At 70.8% G+C, this 17,946-nt stretch carries 18 protein-coding genes; 10 read left to right on the top strand and 8 right to left on the bottom strand.

The features are described 5' to 3' along the window. Positions 1 to 67 precede the first annotated feature (67 nt). The gene (locus ACIA3K_RS01815; RefSeq protein ID WP_396798444.1) at positions 68 to 1,627 is read left to right on the top strand and encodes an NAD(P)/FAD-dependent oxidoreductase; all 1,560 of its coding nucleotides are present in this window, start codon (positions 68 to 70) and stop codon (positions 1,625 to 1,627) included. A 31-nt stretch (positions 1,628 to 1,658) separates the two neighbouring features. Here ACIA3K_RS01815 and ACIA3K_RS01820 read toward each other — a convergent pair whose 3' ends face one another. Continuing rightward, positions 1,659 to 1,784 carry a hypothetical protein gene (locus tag ACIA3K_RS01820; RefSeq protein WP_396798446.1) on the bottom strand — a complete coding sequence of 42 codons (126 nt, stop codon included), beginning with the start codon at positions 1,782 to 1,784 and terminating at the stop codon, positions 1,659 to 1,661. A gap of 71 nt (positions 1,785 to 1,855) precedes the next feature. Then, complete coding sequence (locus ACIA3K_RS01825) at positions 1,856 to 2,776, bottom strand: RNA polymerase subunit sigma-70 (RefSeq protein ID WP_396798448.1); 921 nt, start codon at positions 2,774 to 2,776, stop codon at positions 1,856 to 1,858. 135 nt (positions 2,777 to 2,911) lie between these two features. On the opposite strand from ACIA3K_RS01825, the gene ACIA3K_RS01830 reads away from it, so the two are divergent. Continuing rightward, complete coding sequence (locus ACIA3K_RS01830; RefSeq protein WP_396798450.1) at positions 2,912 to 3,619, top strand: DUF899 family protein; 708 nt, start codon at positions 2,912 to 2,914, stop codon at positions 3,617 to 3,619. Positions 3,620 to 3,679: 60 nt separating this feature from the next. Here the strand turns inward: ACIA3K_RS01830 and ACIA3K_RS01835 are convergent, their stop codons facing one another. The 4 genes from ACIA3K_RS01835 to ACIA3K_RS01850 all read right to left on the bottom strand — a co-directional run bounded on the left by ACIA3K_RS01835 (position 3,680) and on the right by ACIA3K_RS01850 (position 8,821). Next, on the bottom strand, positions 3,680 to 4,936 hold the full coding sequence (locus ACIA3K_RS01835) for a cellulose binding domain-containing protein (protein ID WP_396798452.1): 1,257 nt from the start codon (positions 4,934 to 4,936) through the stop codon (positions 3,680 to 3,682). A 35-nt stretch (positions 4,937 to 4,971) separates the two neighbouring features. Continuing rightward, on the bottom strand, positions 4,972 to 6,408 hold the full coding sequence (locus tag ACIA3K_RS01840; RefSeq protein ID WP_396798454.1) for a cellulose binding domain-containing protein: 1,437 nt from the start codon (positions 6,406 to 6,408) through the stop codon (positions 4,972 to 4,974). Beyond that, complete coding sequence (locus ACIA3K_RS01845; RefSeq protein ID WP_396798455.1) at positions 6,405 to 7,433, bottom strand: pectinesterase family protein; 1,029 nt, start codon at positions 7,431 to 7,433, stop codon at positions 6,405 to 6,407. Before ACIA3K_RS01845 ends, ACIA3K_RS01840 begins: the two co-directional genes overlap by 4 nt. 140 nt (positions 7,434 to 7,573) lie before the next feature. Then, positions 7,574 to 8,821 (bottom strand): MFS transporter, encoded by a 1,248-nt coding sequence (locus ACIA3K_RS01850; protein ID WP_396798457.1) that lies wholly within the window; start codon positions 8,819 to 8,821, stop codon positions 7,574 to 7,576. A 118-nt stretch (positions 8,822 to 8,939) separates the two neighbouring features. Between ACIA3K_RS01850 and ACIA3K_RS01855 the strand changes: the two genes are divergently transcribed. From ACIA3K_RS01855 to ACIA3K_RS01890, 8 genes are all read left to right on the top strand, one after another. Beyond that, positions 8,940 to 9,878: a LysR family transcriptional regulator gene (locus ACIA3K_RS01855; protein WP_396798459.1), complete on the top strand. Its 939-nt coding sequence runs from the start codon at positions 8,940 to 8,942 to the stop codon at positions 9,876 to 9,878. A 177-nt stretch (positions 9,879 to 10,055) separates the two neighbouring features. Next, positions 10,056 to 10,442 (top strand): YciI family protein, encoded by a 387-nt coding sequence (locus ACIA3K_RS01860; protein ID WP_396798462.1) that lies wholly within the window; start codon positions 10,056 to 10,058, stop codon positions 10,440 to 10,442. Next, the gene (locus ACIA3K_RS01865; protein ID WP_396798464.1) at positions 10,442 to 11,779 is read left to right on the top strand and encodes an RNA polymerase sigma factor; all 1,338 of its coding nucleotides are present in this window, start codon (positions 10,442 to 10,444) and stop codon (positions 11,777 to 11,779) included. The genes ACIA3K_RS01860 and ACIA3K_RS01865 overlap by 1 nt, the downstream gene beginning before the upstream one ends. Positions 11,780 to 11,843: 64 nt before the next feature. Further along, a complete protein-coding gene (locus tag ACIA3K_RS01870) occupies positions 11,844 to 12,740 on the top strand; it encodes a maleylpyruvate isomerase N-terminal domain-containing protein (RefSeq protein ID WP_396798466.1) in 897 nt (298 codons plus the stop codon). A gap of 133 nt (positions 12,741 to 12,873) precedes the next feature. Beyond that, positions 12,874 to 13,830, top strand: coding sequence for a PaaX family transcriptional regulator C-terminal domain-containing protein (locus tag ACIA3K_RS01875; RefSeq protein ID WP_396798468.1), 957 nt, complete (start codon positions 12,874 to 12,876; stop codon positions 13,828 to 13,830). A gap of 198 nt (positions 13,831 to 14,028) precedes the next feature. Continuing rightward, positions 14,029 to 15,276 carry a cellulose binding domain-containing protein gene (locus tag ACIA3K_RS01880; RefSeq protein WP_396798470.1) on the top strand — a complete coding sequence of 416 codons (1,248 nt, stop codon included), beginning with the start codon at positions 14,029 to 14,031 and terminating at the stop codon, positions 15,274 to 15,276. 74 nt (positions 15,277 to 15,350) lie between these two features. Further along, positions 15,351 to 16,004: a GNAT family N-acetyltransferase gene (locus ACIA3K_RS01885; protein ID WP_396798802.1), complete on the top strand. Its 654-nt coding sequence runs from the start codon at positions 15,351 to 15,353 to the stop codon at positions 16,002 to 16,004. 377 nt (positions 16,005 to 16,381) lie between these two features. Beyond that, complete coding sequence (locus ACIA3K_RS01890; RefSeq protein ID WP_396798472.1) at positions 16,382 to 16,756, top strand: VOC family protein; 375 nt, start codon at positions 16,382 to 16,384, stop codon at positions 16,754 to 16,756. A gap of 61 nt (positions 16,757 to 16,817) precedes the next feature. Here the strand turns inward: ACIA3K_RS01890 and ACIA3K_RS01895 are convergent, their stop codons facing one another. Further along, the gene (locus tag ACIA3K_RS01895) at positions 16,818 to 17,048 is read right to left on the bottom strand and encodes a DUF1905 domain-containing protein (RefSeq protein WP_396798473.1); all 231 of its coding nucleotides are present in this window, start codon (positions 17,046 to 17,048) and stop codon (positions 16,818 to 16,820) included. Continuing rightward, positions 17,045 to 17,923, bottom strand: coding sequence for a hypothetical protein (locus ACIA3K_RS01900; protein ID WP_396798474.1), 879 nt, complete (start codon positions 17,921 to 17,923; stop codon positions 17,045 to 17,047). The genes ACIA3K_RS01895 and ACIA3K_RS01900 overlap by 4 nt, the downstream gene beginning before the upstream one ends. Between the last annotated feature and the right edge of the window lie 23 nt (positions 17,924 to 17,946).

The raw sequence follows: 17,946 nt of genomic DNA on the forward strand, positions 1-17,946 counted from the left end.
CCCGAGGTGACAACCCGGTCATAACGGGTACGCGGGCCGCCTCGACCAGCAACAGGGAGTCGGCGGCATGAGCGAGCAACACGGCACGGTGGTCATCGGCGCGGGGCCGGCAGGGCTCACGGCGGCGTACGAGTTGCTCCGCCACGGGCGGCCGGTCCGGGTCTTCGAGGCCGACGAGGTGGTCGGCGGGATCAGCCGGACCGTGGAACGCGACGGGTGGCGCTTCGACATCGGCGGACACCGGTTCTTCACCAAGGTCCACCGGGTGGAGGCGTTCTGGCACGAGATCCTGCCCGACGAGGACTTCCTGACCCGGCCCCGGATGAGTCGGATCTTCTACCGGGGCGCCCTGTTCAACTACCCGCTGAGCGCGACGAACGCGCTGCGCAACCTGGGTCTGCCGGAGGCGGTGCGGTGCCTCGCCTCGTACGCCCGGGCGCGGGTTCGCCCACCGCGCGACCAGTCGCACTTCGAAGGCTGGGTGTCGGCCCGGTTCGGCTGGCGGCTGTACTCGATCTTCTTCAAGACGTACACCGAGAAGGTCTGGGGTATGCCCGCGGACCGGCTGCGGGCCGACTGGGCCGCGCAGCGGATCAAGAACCTGTCGCTGGCCACGGCGATCCGCAACGCGGTGCTGCCTGGACGCCGCCGCACCGACGTGACCAGCCTGATCGAGGAGTTCCAGTACCCGAAGTACGGGCCGGGGATGATGTGGGAACGCTGCGCCGACCAGGTACGCCAGCGCGGCGGGGAGGTGTCGACCGGCACCTGGGTGACCGCCGTGCACCGTGACCCGAAACGACGCCGGGCGATCGGCGTGACGGTCAACGGCGCGGGCGGGCAGCGTACCGAGCCGGCCGACGATGTGATCTCGTCGATGCCGATCTCGGAGTTGGTCGCCGCGCTCCGCCCGCCGGCTCCCCCGCACGTGCTGGCCTGCGCCGCCGACCTGCGCTACCGCGACTTCCTGACCGTCGCCCTGGTGGTGCCGGCCGAGTTCTCGTTCCCCGACAATTGGATCTACGTGCACGATCCCGCGGTGCGGGTGGGCCGGATCCAGAACTTCGGCTCCTGGTCGCCGTACCTCGTCAAGGACGGGCGCACCTGCCTGGGCCTGGAGTACTTCGTCTTCGAGGACGACGAGATGTGGCGTACCGCCGACGCCGACCTGGTGGCCCTCGCGACCGCGGAGCTGGAGCGGTTGGGCCTGGTCCGGCCGGGGGTCGTCGAGGCCGGCTACGTCGTGCGCATGCCGAAGGCCTATCCGGTGTACGACGAGCGCTACCAGCACAACGTGGACGTGATCCGGGCGTGGCTGGCCGAGGCCGTGCCGAACGTGCACCCGGTGGGACGCAACGGCATGCACCGCTACAACAACCAGGACCATTCGATGCTCACGGCGATGTTGACCGTGGAGAACATCGTCACCGGCAGCGCCCACGACATCTGGTCGGTCAACGTGGAGCAGGACTACCACGAGCAGTCGACCGACGGCGGGGCGCGGCGAGGCACGGGCCGGGACGCGCCGGTGCTGCCGAGCCGGATCATCACCGCGCCGATCGCCGCTCCCGAGGGCGTCCGCGCAGCCGGCGACGGCGACCGGTCGGCGCAGGCGCCGCTCGTCTGACGGACCGGAGCTCGTTACGCGAACGCCGGCGTCAGATCGGGCCGCTGGTGTAAATCTTCGTGCTGCTCTCGTTGCCGATAAACGGGTTGTTGACGGCCCACAGCAGGCCAGGATCGTCATTCGGGTGCTGGACGATAGCAGCCGGGCCGTCGCTCAAGCCGATTTGGACGGTGGCACATCATCTGCCACTGAACGCAGACTCGGACACCTGGCTTGAGACCTACTCGTCTAGGGCTCGAGTGTGGCGGGCATGCTGAACACGGCGACGTGACGGGCACCGATGAAGGCGTTGCTCTCTACGATCTTCCCGTTCTCGATCCGAAGTACGTCGACGACCAACGCCTCGTAGTGCGGGCTGCCGGGCCGGCGGAGATAGTTGATCAGCGCCGGGCGCCCGTTGGCTGAGGTGGGGAACGTACGCCAGTCGAGCGGGCGGGCAAGGAACTCCGCGACCGCGTCGATCCCGACGACCGGCGGCTCGGGCGGCATCGTGATCCGTACGTCCTCGGCGAGCAGTGCCCGGATCGTCTCCGGGTCCTTCGCGTTGGCGTAGCGGCGCAGGATCTCTTCGTCCTCCCTGGTGAGCTGCGGGCGGCGCCAGTCCTTCGGGTCCGACGGAGTGCGCCCGCGGAGGGTGTGGCGGGCCCGCTGGAGGAGGCTGTTGACGGCCGCCACGGCGGTGTCGAGCGCGGCGGCGATCTCCTGCGGCGTCCAGCCGTGGACGTCGCGCAGTACGGAGGCTGCCCGCTGCCGTGGCGGCAGGTGCATGAGCGCTGCTATCACGGCCAGCTCGACGGTCTCCCGGGCGGCGATACCGGTCTGCGGATCGTCGGCCAGCAGGGCGTCCGGATAGGGACCGAGCTCGGTGGACCACTCCAGCGGATCCCCGGACGGTACCGTCCGGTGACCGGCCGCCTTGCGGCTGTCGAGGAAGACGTTCGTGGCGATCCGATAGAACCAGGTACGCGCCGACGCCCGACCCTCGAAGCGGTCGCGAGCCCGCCAGGCACGCAGGAATGTCTCCTGCACCAGGTCGTCCGCGTCGGTGACGTTCCCGGCAAGGCGGTAGCAGTGCACGTGTAACTCGCGCCGGTGCTCGCCGAAGGCGCGCTGCAGCCAGACCGCCTGCTCATCGGTCGAGTCGGACACCTGATTTCCCCGGGGCTGAATGATCCTCACCACCGTACTGACGACCGCGGACCCATCCGTCATCGGTCACCGATGACGATCGCCGACTCGGTCGTCTGTACCTGTGACCGATCCTCACCTACCAAGGAGAACGCCATGACGGCAACCCCCGCCTTCAGCGCCGCCGCGCCCCCGGTCGTCGACCGGGAGACCTGGCTGCGCGAGCGCGACGAACTGCTGGTCCGGGAGAAGGCCCATACCCGCGAAGGAGACGCGATCGCAGCCGCTCGCCGTCAGCTGCCGATGACCTTGATGCCGACGGTGACGGTGCGGGGCCCTGGCGGGGACACCCCGCTGGTGGAGGTGTTCGAGGGCCGCCGGATGCTCATCGCCTACTTCCACATGTGGCACGACGACAAGCCGTACGAGCATCAGTGTGAGGGATGCACCTTCTCGACCTGCCACATGCAGACGCTGGACTACCTGCACGCTCGGGACGTCACCTACGCCGTGTTCTGCCAGGGCCCCTACGACGAGAGCGCCCCGTTCGCGGAGTTCATGGGCTACAGGTTCCCCTGGTATTCGGCGAAAGACTCCGACCCGGCTCTGGCCGACGGTCGCGGCTTCGGGTTCATCGCGTGCTACCTACGCGACGGCGACAACGTCTACGAGACCTACTGGACCACCGGGCGGGGCGTCGAAGCGTTGATGACCACTTACCACGCCCTGGACCTCACCGTGTACGGCCGGCAGGAGAACTGGGAGAACTCGCCGGAAGGCTGGCCGCGGGTCACCGGGCACCCGTGGCGTCTCAACGGCCGCCCCACCGCGCAATGGTCACGCCCCGGCGTCGCACCGCGATGACGTCCTGATGATCGGGCGTGATCCGGCCACCGCGCGGGCCCGATCAGCGAAAAGTGGCGGTCACCTCAGGTAGGCGGCGAGCGGGATGTTCTGCGCCCGCAGGGCGGTGGCGACCAGGCCGGCGATCTGTCTGGCCCCGGCGGTCTCGAAGTGGGTGTGGTCGTTGCAGAAGAACGCGCCCACCGCGCCCGTCGAGTAGTCACCGTTGTTCGGGCACAACCGGAGCGTGTTGTAGAGCGCCACGCTCCTCGCGTGCAGGTCGATGACCGGTACGCCGTTGGCGGCGGCCGCGGCCGTCGTCTCGGCGACGAACCCACGATTGCCGACGGCGGTGTTGCCGCTACAGGTGATCGCCGCGACCGGGGTGACGAAGATCGGCTTCACACCTCTGGCCTTGGCGGCCGTCGCCATCACGCCGAGCAGTTCCTTGAAGCGGTTGGCGCCGACGTGTCGCGGGCAGGCCGAGTCACCGTCGTTGATACCGAACTGGATGATCAGAAAGTCGCCGGCCCGGAAGCCACTGCCGGTGTCCAGCATCGCCGACCACCGCGCGCTGTAGGCGGTCGAGCTGAGCGCGCACTCGCCCGCCGAGTTCTTGGAGGAGGTCACACTGCCCTCGTACAACCAGGTCTGGATGCTGCGACCGCCGACGGCGCTGTTCTGCACGGTGACCTTCGAGGTGAGGTAGGACGCGAACTGGCTGCCCCAGCCGATCGGACAGGAACTGGCGTTCATCATCGTGGAGTCGCCCGCCATCCACACCTTGGTCGGCGCGGGCGTCGGTGACGTGGACGGGCTGGCCGGCGGCGTGCTCGGGCCGGTGCAGGGTGTCGGCGCCGGCGATGGCGTCGATGTCGGCGACGGCGCGGTGGGCGACGGCGTCGGCGCGGTGGGCGTCGCTGCCGGTGGACCGGCACAGGTGGTGCCGTTGAACGAGAACGACGACGGCACCGGGTTGCTGCCGCTCCACGAGCCGGTGAAGCCGAAGGTGACCGACGCGCCGGTGCCGACGGCGCCGTTGTAGCTCACGTTGGTGGCGGTGGCCGCCGAGCCGGTGACCGTGACGGTGGCGTTCCACGCCTGCGTCACGCCCTGCCCGGGAGCGAAGCTCCACGCCAGGCTCCAACTGGTCACCGCGTCACCGAGGTTGGTGACGACGACATCGGCGCCGAACCCGCCGGCCCACTGGCTGGTGACCCGGTAGTCGACAGCACACGCCGGGGTGGCGGCCTGGGCGGTGGCGATGCCGAGCCCGCCGGCCACGACGGTCAGGACCGTTGCTGCCAGAACCACGAGACGCGATCGGCGAACCGTCATCGGGTTACTCCTGCCTTGATCGGAGGCGCTCGCCGTCACCCGACGGCGGCGCACGGGGAGCCGTTGAGGGCGAAACCGGTCGCTCCGGCGAGCGGGCTGTCGGTGATGAATCCGAAGCTGGTCGAGCCGGCGGCCGGAATCACCGCGTTCCAGGCGGCGTTCACCGCCGTGGCCGCAGCGCCGGACTGGGTGACGGTGGCGTTCCAGGACTGGTTGATCCGCTGGCCGCCCGGCAGGGACCAGGTCAGCGTCCACCCGTTGACTCCGACGGTGGAGGTGTTGGTGAGCGTCACGTCGAACTGGGCGCCCGTACCCCAGTCACCGGTCTTGCGGTAGGTGACCGCGCAGGCCGCGCCCGCAGACGGCGTCGGCGCGGGCGTCGTCGGCGGCGGAGTGGTCGGCGCGGGCGTCGTCGGCGCGGGCGTCGTCGGGGCCGGGGTCGCGTTCAGTCGCGCGCTGAGAATCGGGGCCAGCCGGTCGGTGATGGCCTGGTGGCCGGCGTCGTTCGGGTGCACCGAGTCGCTCAGGCCGCCGGACGGCAGCCAGCCGGTGGTGTCGACGTAGAACACGTTGGTGTCGCCCACCGCGTTGCGTGCCCGTACCGCCGCCTCCGTCTCCGTCGCGTAGCGACCGATGAACGTCCGCATGGCGAAGAGCGTGGCATTCGGAAACCTGGCCCGGATCCTGGTGAGGAAGGTGGTGTACGCCGCCTGGAAGGCCGCGCCGCTCACGCCGTGGCTCTTGTCGTTGGTCCCCAGGTTGATCACCACGCCGTCGGCGGTGTAGCGGGAGAAGTCCCACGGCTCGGTGCCGGCCTGACCACCGGAGGACATCCAGTAGCGTGTCTCCTGCGCCCAGCACCCGTCGGTCGTCTCGGCCAGACACATGCCACCGATCGCGATCTGGGTGTGGTCGTAGCCGAGCCGCTCACCGACCTTGAACGCGTAGTCCGTCACGGCGAGTTGACTGCTCGTGGCCCCTGCGGTGATCGAGTCACCGACGAACTCGACCAGCTTGGGGCGGGTCGGTGGCGCGAAGGTGCCCGCGCCGAAGTCGAGGATCAACCCCTGGAAGACCGCGTCACCGGTGTAGGAGCCGGCCACCTGCCGGTAGCTGACGATCAGCGTGTGGCTGCCGGCCGCCAGCGCGGTCGGCGTCAGGTTGATCGTGCCGGAGCCGGTGAAGGACGTGAACGCCCCACCGTCGATGCTCGCCCACAGCTGGATGGTGTTGCGCTGCCGGAGCTTCACCGTTCTCCCGGTGAACCCGACGCGCAGGTACGCGCCGGCCCAGTACGGCACGTACGCCGAGGCGTTCGTCCTGTTCCACCGGCCGACGAAGCTGATGTTCGAGTCGGCCGGCGTGCCGTCGCCGGCCGCTGCCTCGGCGCTGAGCACCGGCAGACCGGCGGCGAGCACCCCGGCGGCGACCGCGAGGAGGGCCGCGGTACGCAGGGAACGGATCGTCGTCATCGGATGGGGTTCCAGCCGTCGGTACCCGCCAGGTAGGCGGTGGGTGTGTACTGGGTGGCGGTGGAGGCGCTCATCTGCGGCCGGTTGGCGTTGATGACGGCGCCCGGCCCGGTGCTGCCGTACTCGGCGAAGCGGGCGTTCCGCCACGAGAAGCCGGACATGTCGGTCCAGGGGTCGGTGCGGATGTGCGCGCCCATCGTGACGCCCCGGTAGAGCACCTGACCGCGGGCGTTCACGTCACCGCTGGGGTGCCAGGGCCGGCCCAGGTAGACGGTCCTGGCGGGAGCGTTGCTGGTCAGCGTGGTTCCCCAGAACAGGAAGCCGAACCTGTTGTTGATGTCGGTGGCCGCGGCGGTGAGGTAGCCGTTGTTCGACGACGAGCCCCGGGTGAGCGAGTGCACGGTGCCGTTCTGGAAGACCATGGTGCCCCGCCCGAAGATGAAGTCGACGTCGCCCTCCACGTAGGAGTTGCGGACGTAGAGACGCCGGACCGAGCTGACACTTGGCGCGTTGACCAGCAGGGTGTCCTGGTTGCCGAGGACGCGGACGTTGTCGAACTGCACCCGGTCGCCGGAGGTGTTGACAGCGACGGCCTGCTCGGCGTCGAGGGTGTTGGCGGCCTCGTCGAAGTCGTTCGACATGGTCAGGTTCCTGATCGTGGTGTCGTTGGCGTTGACGAAGACCGAGGCGCTGCCGGACGTGCCGTACGTACCGCCACCGGGCTTGGTCTGGCCGGAGGCATGCCCTTCGACGATCACCACCTGGGCGGCGGAACTGCCGGCGCCGACCAGGGTGAGGTAGGGCTTGTTGGCGGGAATGGTGACCACGCCCCGGTAGGTGCCGGGTTTGATGGTGATGGTGACCGGAACGCCGTTGTTCGCCGCGACACTGTCGATGGCGGCCTGCACGGTCGTGTAGGCGCCGCTGCCGTCGGCAGCCACGGTGATGGTCGTCGCGGACGCGGACGCGGCCACCGGGACCGCGGTGGCGAGGGCGCACACCGTCAGCACCGCCACCGTGCGCACCCGAAGAACCATGCCGGACGTGGTCATAAGCGTTCTCCGATCCCGGGCCGCTGCCGACGACGATGTCGACCGGCAGACGACGACGTTAAGTGAACGTTAACATCGACGACTGGGAATATGAAGCGAATGGTCACGGAAGGTCACCCGACCCGGACGTCACGCCCGGACGTGTTGGCCGCGACGGCCACCGACGGTGTCCGCCGGGGCAGCAACAGCGGAGTGGCCAGCAACAGGACTCCGGACAGCGTGATCGCGGCGAGCGGGCTGGTGAGTGTGGCGAGAAGACCCCAGCCCACCATCAGGGCAGCCTGCAGGAGCTTGCCGACGGCACTCCACGTGCTGAGCACCCGCGCGGCGTGACCCGCGGGGACCCGGCGCAGGCGTTCGGTCGCGTAGATCGGATTGAAGACTCCCATGCACGTGATCAGCAGTCCCTCGACGACGATCACGGTGACGAGTCCGGGCACACCCGGCTGGACGAGGGCGAGACCGAGTGGGAAGACCGAACGCAGCCAGCCGAAAACGATCATGACCCGGTGCCGGCCGTGGCGGCTCACGAGGCGCGCGGAGAGGCGGGCGCCCAGCAGCCCACCGAGAGCCGGGATGCCGAAGGCGAGGCCGTACTGCCATGCCGGAAGGTGGTACTGGCCCAGCAGGAGCACGGCCAGCAACGGCGCGGTGGCCATGATGAGGCCGCCGACCAGGATCGAGTTGAGGAACAGCCCGCGCAGGACGCCGTCGCCGAGGATGAGCCTCCCCCCGTGCAGCAGGTCGGCGGGCCGCAGCCCCGTCGCGCGGCCACGAGGTGTGGCGACGTCGCCGGCCCGAACACGCAGGATCGCGAACGCGGACAGCAGGTAGCTGACGGCGTCGGCCAGGACGGTCACGACCGGACCGAGCAGCCCGGCGAGCGCGCCGCCCAGGGGCGGCCCGGCCGCTGTCGCCACCCAGGCCGTGCCCTCGAACCGCCCGTTGGCCGCCAGCAGGTCCGCGCCACGCACCAGATGTTTCAGGTACGCCCCGGACGCGGCGGAGAAGGCGATGCCCGCAGTCCCCGAAATGATCGACACAACCAGCAGTTGACCGTACGACAGAATTCCGAGGCCGTACGCGACCGGGACGCTGACCATCGCGGTGCAGCGGACGAGGTCCATCGCGATCATCACCGGTCGCTTCGCACGGTGCTCGACCCAGGGCCCGAGCGCGAAGGCCACGACCGCCGCGACCGCGAGGCCGGCCGCCTCCAGCAGCGCCACGGCGACCGCCGAGGAGTCCAGCACGCGGACGGCGATCAGCGCAAAGGCACCGAAGGCGAGCCAGGTGCCGTACGTGCTGGCGGCGTACGCCGACCACAGCCAACCGAAGTCGCTCCCCAACCGCCCCCGCATGCGACCCTCCCGAATCCACCGACGCCCCGGGGCAGCACACCTCTCGCGCCCGCGCGGAAGCAAACAACCGGGATCCCGAGAGCCACAACCAACAGTTGTGGATCGGCATAATGAGCCGGTGGATACCGAGGCGGTGCGATCGTTCGTGCGGGCCGCCGAGTTCGGGCAGTTGCAGCACGCGGCCGACGAGCTGGGGGTGACGCAGCAGGCGATCTCCAAGCGGATCGCGGCGCTCGAACGGGCGCTCGACGTCCGGTTGTTCAGGCGTACCCCCCGAGGGGTCGAGCTGACACTCGACGGCCAGGCGTTCCTCCCGCACGCCCGGGGCATCGTCGCCGGGGCGGACCGCGCGGTCGCCGCGATCAGACCGGGCTCGCGGGCCCTGCGGATCGACGTTCTCGGCCTGCGCTCCGCGCAGGCCGTCGTCCTGCACGACTACTGGCGCTCGCATCCGCAGATCGCGCTCGACGTCGTGATACTGCGGGTCAACGACCCGCGCGAGGCGGTCGCCGCCGTCCAGGCGGGCGACGTCGACGCCTCGTTCCGATCCGTCACCGACCCGACGACGCTGCCGCGCGAGGTGCGGATGGTCCACGCCTTCGACTCGGCGCTGGAACTGCTCGTCGGCCCACGGCACCCGCTCGCCTCCGCGCGCACGCTGACGCCGGCGCAGCTTCGGGGGCACCGGATCTGGGTGCCGGGCATCGCGCCGCACAGCGAGTGGGCGGCCTTCTACGACCAGCTCACCGCCGCCTTCGACCTACGGATCGACGCCGCCGGCCCACACTTCGGCGATGAGGTGCTCCTCGACATCCTCGCCGAATCCACCGACGTGGCGACCCTCGTCGGCTCGCGCGACCGCTACCTCTGGCCGACGAGCCACGACCTGCGCCGCATCCCGATCGCGCGCCCCACGCTCGCGTACCCGATCGCGCTTCTGCTGCGCCGCGAGAACCCGCACCCGGGCCTGCGTGCGGTACTGGACCACTGCGCGGGCCTGACGCCGCTACCCCCGACGACCTGGCGTCCCTCCTGGGCGTCAGGGCCTGGTTCATAAGAGGGCGGTGAAACTGGGCCGCGTCGACCACCCGGTGGCGGCCCGCTTCGTGGCACCGGCGCGAGCCCACGCCGCACCCGTCGGAGAATTCTCCGCGACGGTGTCGATGTGCGGGCCGCTCGTTCGACATAGGGGCGCGAGGGGCGAGTGGCGACCCCGCCGGAGGAGGAGAAGGCGATGGCGAAGTACATGCTGATCATGCGGGGCACCGATGAGTCGAACGCGGCGATGATGGCGTCGATCGACGAGGCGATGGCCGCGACCGGCCGGTTCATCGAGGAGATGCTGAAGGCCGGCGTCCTCCTCGCGGCCGAAGGACTGGACGATCCGGGACAGGGCGTCGTGGTGGAGTTCGGCGGCGAGGCGCCCGTGGTCACGGACGGGCCGTACGGCGAAACCAGGGAGCTGTTCGGGGGCTACTTCCTGCTCGACGTCGCCTCGAAGCAGGAGGCCGTCGAGTGGGCCAGGCGGGTCCCGGCGGTCCGTGGGTCCAAGATCGAGGTCCGGCGCGTGGCCGAGGCCGACGAGCTCCCGCCGGGCAGCGACACCAACGGTCGGCCCTGATGGGCACGGCCGACGTCGAGGCCGTCTGGCGAGCCGAGTCGGCGCGGATCGTCGCCGCGCTGACCCGGTTCACCGGTGACGTCGGGCTGGCCGAGGATGCCGCCCAGGAGGCGGTGGCCGAGGCGCTGCTGTCGTGGCCGCGCGCTTCCCCGGCCAATCCGGCCGGCTGGCTCATGGCCACCGCGCGACGGCGCGCCATCGACACGATCCGCCGCCGGAGCGCCCTGCGGGAGCGGTACGCGCTGCTGGCGGTCGACGCGGCGACCGGCGAGGGCCTGGACGAGGCCGTCGACCCCGATCGCATCGACGACGACACCCTCGCCCTGATGTTCGTCAGCTGCCACCCGGTGCTCTCCCCCGAGGCGCGGGTGGCGCTGACCCTGCGGGTGGTCGGCGGGCTGTCCAGCGAGGAGATCGCCCGCGCGTTCCTCGTGCCCGTGCCGACCGTGCAGGCCCGCATCACCCGCGCCAAGAAGACGATCGCGGCGGCTGGCGTGCCGTTCGAGCTGCCCCCGGCCAGCGAACGTCGGGCACGGCTGAACGGCGTGCTCCACGTCCTGTACCTGATCTTCACCGAGGGGTCGACGGCCACCTCTGGCGACCGCCTGCTGCGCCCCGACGTCGCGTACGAGGCGATCCGACTGACCCGTACGCTGGCCACCCTCCAACCCGACGAGCCGGAGGTGCACGGCCTGCTCGCGCTGTGCGAGCTGACCGCCGCGCGGTTCCCCGCCCGGACCGCCCCGGACGGGACTCCGGTCCTGCTCGAGGAGCAGGACCGACGGCGGTGGGACGCCTCGGCGATCCGCCGGGGACTGGCCGCGCTGGCCCAGGCGTCGAGCGGTGGTCTCGGCCGCTACGGCCTGCAGGCCGCGATCGCCGCCGCACACGCCTCGGCGCCCTCCGTGCAGGCGACCGACTGGGACAGCATCGTTCTGCTCTACGACGCGCTCGGCCGGGTCGCGCCATCGCCGGTGGTCGATCTCAACCGGGCCGTCGCCGTGGCCATGGCCTCCGGGCCGGCCCCGGCTCTGGCCATCGTGGACGAGCTGGTCGCCGCAGGGCGGCTCCCCGGGTCACATCTGCTCCCCACCGTACGCGGTGAGCTGCTGACGCGACTCGGCCGGCACCCGGAGGCGCGCGCCGAATTGGAGGCCGCGGCTCGGCTCTGCGCCAACCAACGCGAGCGCGCGGTGCTGCTGCGCAAGGCCGCGCTCACGGCGATGTTGACCGTGGAGAACATCGTCACCGGCAGCGCCCACGACAGCATCGCCGCTCCCGAGGGCGTCCGCGCGGCCGGTGACGGCGACCGACCGGCGCAGGCGCCGCTGGTCTGAACCGCATCCAAGGAGCGCAATCTCAGAGAAGTCCCGCCGGCCCGGATGCCCGAAGCTGTGGGACGTGACTGACACGGCCGGCCCGGACCGCTGGGACCTGGCGCACACGGCGCTCCGAACGGCTACCGACCGGCTCAGTTACCTGGTGACCGCCTCGTCGTCGCCAACGGTCATGGCGACCGCCGACTGGACCATCGCCGACACCGTCGCACACGTCCTCTCTATCGCCGAGCTGTACGTGGCCAGGCTGGAGGGCACCGAGGTCGCCATCGCGGTGCCAGGTCTGGAGGACATGCTCGCCGTGACGAACGTCGACACGGTGGCCGAGGTCAACAGGCACGTGCTCGCCCACTTCGCCGAGCGGGACCCCGGGGTCCTGCTGTCACGGCTGAACGAAGCGGTCGACCGCCTCCTGGCCACGACCTCGCACCCGCGCTCGACGGTGAGCTGGCTGGGCAACGCGCGGGTGACGGTCGGAGGTCTGTTCGCCCACCTGACCAACGAACTGCTCGTGCACGGCTGGGACATCGCACGGGCGCTGCGCCGCCCGTGGCCGATGCCGGACGAGCATGCCGCGCTCTACTGGGACCTGTTCATGTTCGACATGCTGCGTGACTCGTACGGGGTGCTGCTGAACACCGAACTGCGGATGCCTCGCCACCACGTGTCGGTGCAGTTCCGGTCACGGTTCACGTCGACCACGACACTGACGTTGGGCGACCGTCGGGTGTGGATCCCGCCGCCCGGCGCCCCGTACGACGCGTTCGTGGCGTTCCATCCCGCCCGCTTCAACCTGATGATGTTCGGCCGGATCGGTGTCGCCCAGGCGGTGCTGCGGCGCGACATCGTCATCGGTGGCCCGCGACCGTGGCGGCTGCCCGCGTTCCTACGCGTCGTCCACATGCCCAATGGTCGGCTCGCGCCAGCGGCGCGAGGGGGGCGGGGCCGCGAGCGAGCATGAGGGGGCATGATCGGCGGCCGCGCGTGGTATCCGCAAAGGCAGCATCGCGGCCAGCAGGCTGGTGAGTGTGGCGAAAATGCCCCAGATCACCACGTCCGGCTGCCGACGCCGCCGCGTGCGGCAGTGTGGTGGCGTGAACGCCGACGACGTGCGAGTTCCCCGAGCCCAGATCGGGCCCAGCCCGCAGCACCTGCTGGCGACCGTGCTCGGCGAGTACCTCGACTCCACCGACGCCGACCTGCCCTCGGCGGCGGTCATCGCGATCCTGGGCGAGTTCGGGATCAGCGAGTCCAGCGCCCGTGCCGCGCTGTCCCGACTGGTCAAGCGCGGCCTCATCGCGATGAGGGCGAGTCGGCGGCCTCCGGTCTACCACCTGACGCCCGGAGCGATCGCCCGGCATCGCGCGCGGATGCGGCACTTCCTGACCTTCGGCGCCCACCCGCCGCGGTGGACCGGCGACTGGGTGCTGGCCACCTTCTCGGTCCCGACCTCGGGACAGGCGTCGCGGCACGCCGTGCGCCGGGCGCTGAGCGCACTGCGCTTCGCCAGCCTCTACGACAGCGCGTGGATCCGGCCGGGATCGGACGCCGCGCCGGCGAAGGGGGCGCTGAGCGAATTGCTGGACCACGTCGAGGGCGCCCGGTGGTCGGTGATGCGCGTCCGGTTCGACGAGGAGTCCGGACCACATGGGCCGGCCGGCGCGTACGACCTGGCCGCGCTCGCGTCCGAGTACTCGACCTTCATCCGGCGGTACGCCCCGCTGCGGGCGGCCGTACGCGACAACGAGGTGGACGCGGCACGGGCGCTGGTGGCCCGAACCTCGGCCATGGACTCCTGGCGGAGGTTCGCCGACCTCGACCCGGACCTGCCCGACCACCTGCTGCCGACGCCGTGGCCCCGCCAGGAGGCCAGGGACACCTTCCTGGAGATCCACTCCGCGCTCGGCGCGCTCGCGCAGGCGCGGCTGGTCGAGGTGGCGACACCGCACTGGCCGGACGCCGCCGCGTGGATCACCCACTTCGAGGCGTCGGAGGACCTCCCGACGGCCGGGTCGAGTGGCAGCGGGACGGCACGCCGACGCCGGCGTTGAACGCCCACAGACATTGACACTTTTCGTTGCGGCAGTGATAGTAACTGCACACCGCTCCCATCGGATCGCCTGTGGGGACCCCGCCGGGTGGTCGACGCGTACCTATCGACCTGGCCCGTGGCCTGCGCTCGCCGCGCGAACGTACAGCCGCCACCGCCGCCGCGGGGAGCCCCACCGTGACATCCGTTGGAGGCGCGCATGAGAAGAAGATCGAAGATCTACGCGGGGTTGGTGGCCGCCGTCGTCCCGATCGCCTCGATGATCATTACGCTCGGCGCGACGCCGGCCGATGCCGCCGTCGGCGGTTCCGGTCCCTACCCCGCCGACTACGAGACCTCGGCCAGCCTGGCCAACCACACCATCTTCCGGCCGCAGACGCTTCCGTCCGAGCGCCTGCCCATCTTCGTCTGGGGCAACGGCGGCTGCTCGGCCAACGGCCTCTCCCAAGGCAACTTCCTGCGCGAGATCGCCTCGCACGGCTTCCTCGCGATCGCCAACGGCGCCCCGAACGGCTCCGGCTCGACCAACTCCCAGATGCTCACCCAGTCGATCGACTGGGCCATCGCGGAGAACTCCCGGCAGGGCAGCAAGTACTTCAACAAGATCGACACGACGAAGGTCGCGGTCGCGGGCTTCTCCTGCGGCGGGCTGGAGGCGTACGCGGTCTCCAACGACCCGCGCGTCACCACCACCGGCATCTTCAGCAGCGGCCTGCTCAACGACGCCGACGACTACCAGCTCAGAAGGCTGACCAAGCCGATCGCCTACATCATCGGCGGGCCCAGCGACATCGCCTACCCGAACGCCATCGACGACTGGGGCAAGCTGCCGTCCACGCTGCCCGCCTTCATGGGCAACCTCAACGTCGGGCACGGCGGCACGTACGACCAGACCAACGGTGGCGAGTTCGGCCGCGTCGCGGTGCTCTACCTCAAGTGGCGGCTCAAGGGCGACACCACCGCCGGGGCCAACTTCGTCGGGCCCAACTGCGGCCTGTGCGGTACCCAGTGGACGGTCCAGCAGAAGAACCTGACGCTGGACCCCGGCACGCCGCCGACCACGCCTCCACCGACCACGCCTCCGCCCACGACTCCCCCGCCGACCACGCCTCCGCCCACCACGCCTCCGCCGACCACGCCGCCGCCCACGGGTGCCGGCTGCACCGCGACCTACGCCGTGCAGGACCAGTGGAATGGCGGCTTCGTCGCCAACGTCACCGTCACCGCCGGAAGCACCGCCCTCAGCGGTTGGCGGGTCACCCTCAACCTGCCCAGTGGCGCCTCAATCACCTCGCTGTGGAACGGCGTCGCGACCGGTAGCAGCGGGACCGTCACCGTCGCCAACCAGAGCTACAATGGACGGCTGGCTGCGGGCCAGACCACCAACTTCGGATTCCAGGGCACCGGAAACGGCGGCGGCACCACCGCCACCTGCACCGGAAGCTGAACCCGAACCAGCTCGGCGGTCGGCGCGCCACGCGCCGGCCGCCGAGCGCGTTCCGACGACCCGAGGAGACGACGATCGCCGAGAGTACGCTGGCCGACATCCTGCGCGCCGCGGCGAACGGGCACTTCCCGCCGGCCGACGGCGGGACCACCGTCGTACCGCAGCCGTGCCACCGCGACGCCGGCGTCATCGCGTTCACCGCGCACTCCGTGGTGTTCACCGACGAGGACCCCGAATGGGTACGCCGCACGCTGGCCACTCTCGACTGCGACGGCCTGGCGGCCACGATGAATCCGCGCTTTCTCGTCGCGCTGCTGGACCGCACCGGGCGCCGCACCGACACCATCGACCTCCTGACCGTCGCGGGTCCGCTGCCCGGCCCGCCCCCGCTGCGGCTGACCGAGGTCCCGGACGCCGGTCACGCCCGAGCGGGCCGGGCACGTCGCCGTCGCGACGACGTTCGGGTCTGGGCCGCCGACGGCGGGGTGGTCGTGCTCGGCCGAGGCGTGGCGGGCCGCTGGGAGACGGCGATCGAGGTCGACGAGGACTGCCGCCACCGCGGCCTGGGGCGGGCGCTGGCCACTGCCGCCCGGCACCTCGTACCCGACGGGCAACCACTCTGGGCACAGCAGGCCGCCGGCAACGCCCGCAGCGTACGCGCCTTCCAGGCGGCCGGGTTCCGCCCGGTCGGCGCGGAGGCGCTGCTGTTGGCGACGGACCGGCCGTAGGACGCCGGACGTCATCGGCGGAGCGGTAGGCCGGTTCCCGGCGAGCACGTCGGCGGGGAGGCCGGGCCTCGTTGCGCCAGCGGAACCCGTCGGCCCCTGCCGAAGAGTCGGGAAACCGCCCGCTCAGGTGCGGGTTCGCGTGGCCGCGCCCTCTGGTCACGCACGCGAGAGGACGTCGTGTTAGCCTGCTCATGCGCCCCAGATGGGCCTACCCCCGGAGGTTCTGGCTACTTCAGCCGCCGTGCCGAGATCGACGCGTACGCGTCTCCTGCATGGGTCCGGGGCGTTGCCGCCTTCGGGGTTCTGTCAATCAGTGCGGCTGCTGGACGCCGTGTGCTTCCGGTCGGGTCTTCGGATCGACCGAGAGACAGGTACGCGTGACAGTCACGTTCAACCACACGATCATCGCCGCGAAGGACAAGCACGCCTCGGCGGCGTTCTACCGGGAACTGTTCGGGCTCCCGGAGGCGCCCTCGTGGGGGCTGTTCGTCAACGTTCTGCTCGACGAGGGCGTACTGCTCCAGTTCGCCGAGCCACCGGTGGACATCCAGATGCAGCACTACGCGTTCCTCGTCGATGACGAGTTGTTCCCGCGATGCCTCGCGTACATCGAGGAACGAGGCATCACGTACTGGGCGGACCCGCAGATGAAGCGGCCCGGAGAGACCAACAGCGAGCACGGTGGTCGCGGGGTGTACTTCAAGGACCCCGCAGGACACGCGATCGAACTGATCACGCGCCCGTACCTCTAGCAGCCGCCCCTGGTCGGACGCTGTGGCTCAACGTCCGACCAGGGCGGGTGGGCGATCCGCGTTACCGCCCCCGGACGGCGAGGCGGATGTGTACGACGTCGCCGAGGGCGATGCCCTCCTTGGTGCGCACCGAGTCCCGCAGCGGGAGGAGATAGCCCCCGTCCTTCGGGAACAGCGAGGTGCGCCACCGGCTTCGCCCGAGCTGGACCTCCACCGGGATCATGCCCCAGCCGTAGGTGACGGCCGAGGCCACCTGACGCACCATGTCGACGCAGTCGGGTGGGATCGTCACGAAGTGGTACGGCGACGGCCCTCGCCACTCCCATACGGCACCTTCGAACTCGTACTCCAGCACGGCACCAGACGGTAGTGGGCCACGGTGGCATCGTCCGGAACCAGGGCGTCAGAGCCGCCGCGCACCTGGTCTTCGAACTCACGGACCCGGCGGAGGACACCGGACGGACCGTCGGAGGCGAGCAGATCCCGCACACCCCGCCAGTCGGTCAGGCCGTACGGACCGACGATCCGGCTGGCGCCGTTGCTGAGCAGAGCGATGCCGTGCAACTCGTCGAGGGAGTGACTGCCGGTAACCGCCTCCCACGCCGCGCGCGGATCGTCCTTGGCTATCCAGTAACCGCCCGGCTGGTTCCGACGAGCGCGCAGCGCCAGGGCGCAGGAGGCGCGGATGTGGTCGTATTCCGGGGTTCCGGGTGTGCTGCCGGCCAGGGGCGCCGCGCACTCCCGACGGGCGGCCACCTCGCGCTCGTCGGTGACCACCCGCACGCCGCCGCCGACCTCCTCGAGCATGAGGTACGAGTCCGCGAGCAGAAGGTGCTCCAGCCGTCCCCGGTGGGCGCGGGCAATCAGGACGGTCGCCTGCGGGCTGCTGGGATCGGCGATGTCGCAGGTGGCGCGATGGGCGGCGGCCGTCTCCGCGATGGCGTCGGCGAGGATGGCCGCGAGGTCCCGCCCGTCGGCCCGCGAAAGTCCGCCGAGCAGCGTGCCGCCCAGGCGGTGGGTGTACCAGGCGACCCCGTGCGCGCAGAGCGCCTCGGACCCTGGAATGCCGGCGCCGTCCAGCAGGACGACAGCGCCGGGGACCGCCCCGATGAAGTCCTCGTTCGGCCGGCTCGCCCGACCGGCGCTCGTCGCGAGACTGACGTGCACGGGCCGCTCCTTGCCACGAGTGA

It is taken from the genome of Micromonospora sp. NPDC051543 (genome assembly GCF_044454415.1).
Taxonomy (GTDB): Bacteria; Actinomycetota; Actinomycetes; order Mycobacteriales; family Micromonosporaceae; genus Micromonospora.

What these genes read in the sequence shown, in the direction of transcription:
- ACIA3K_RS01880 (WP_396798470.1), top strand. Translation starts at nt 14,029, where the DNA reads ATGAGAAGAAGATCGAAGATCTACGCGGGGTTGGTGGCCGCCGTCGTC.
- ACIA3K_RS01840 (WP_396798454.1), bottom strand. Translation starts at nt 6,408, where the DNA reads ATGACGACGATCCGTTCCCTGCGTACCGCGGCCCTCCTCGCGGTCGCC.
- ACIA3K_RS01850 (WP_396798457.1), bottom strand. Translation starts at nt 8,821, where the DNA reads ATGCGGGGGCGGTTGGGGAGCGACTTCGGTTGGCTGTGGTCGGCGTAC.
- ACIA3K_RS01830 (WP_396798450.1), top strand. Translation starts at nt 2,912, where the DNA reads ATGACGGCAACCCCCGCCTTCAGCGCCGCCGCGCCCCCGGTCGTCGAC.
- ACIA3K_RS01865 (WP_396798464.1), top strand. Translation starts at nt 10,442, where the DNA reads ATGGGCACGGCCGACGTCGAGGCCGTCTGGCGAGCCGAGTCGGCGCGG.
- ACIA3K_RS01860 (WP_396798462.1), top strand. Translation starts at nt 10,056, where the DNA reads ATGGCGAAGTACATGCTGATCATGCGGGGCACCGATGAGTCGAACGCG.
- ACIA3K_RS01835 (WP_396798452.1), bottom strand. Translation starts at nt 4,936, where the DNA reads ATGACGGTTCGCCGATCGCGTCTCGTGGTTCTGGCAGCAACGGTCCTG.
- ACIA3K_RS01815 (WP_396798444.1), top strand. Translation starts at nt 68, where the DNA reads ATGAGCGAGCAACACGGCACGGTGGTCATCGGCGCGGGGCCGGCAGGG.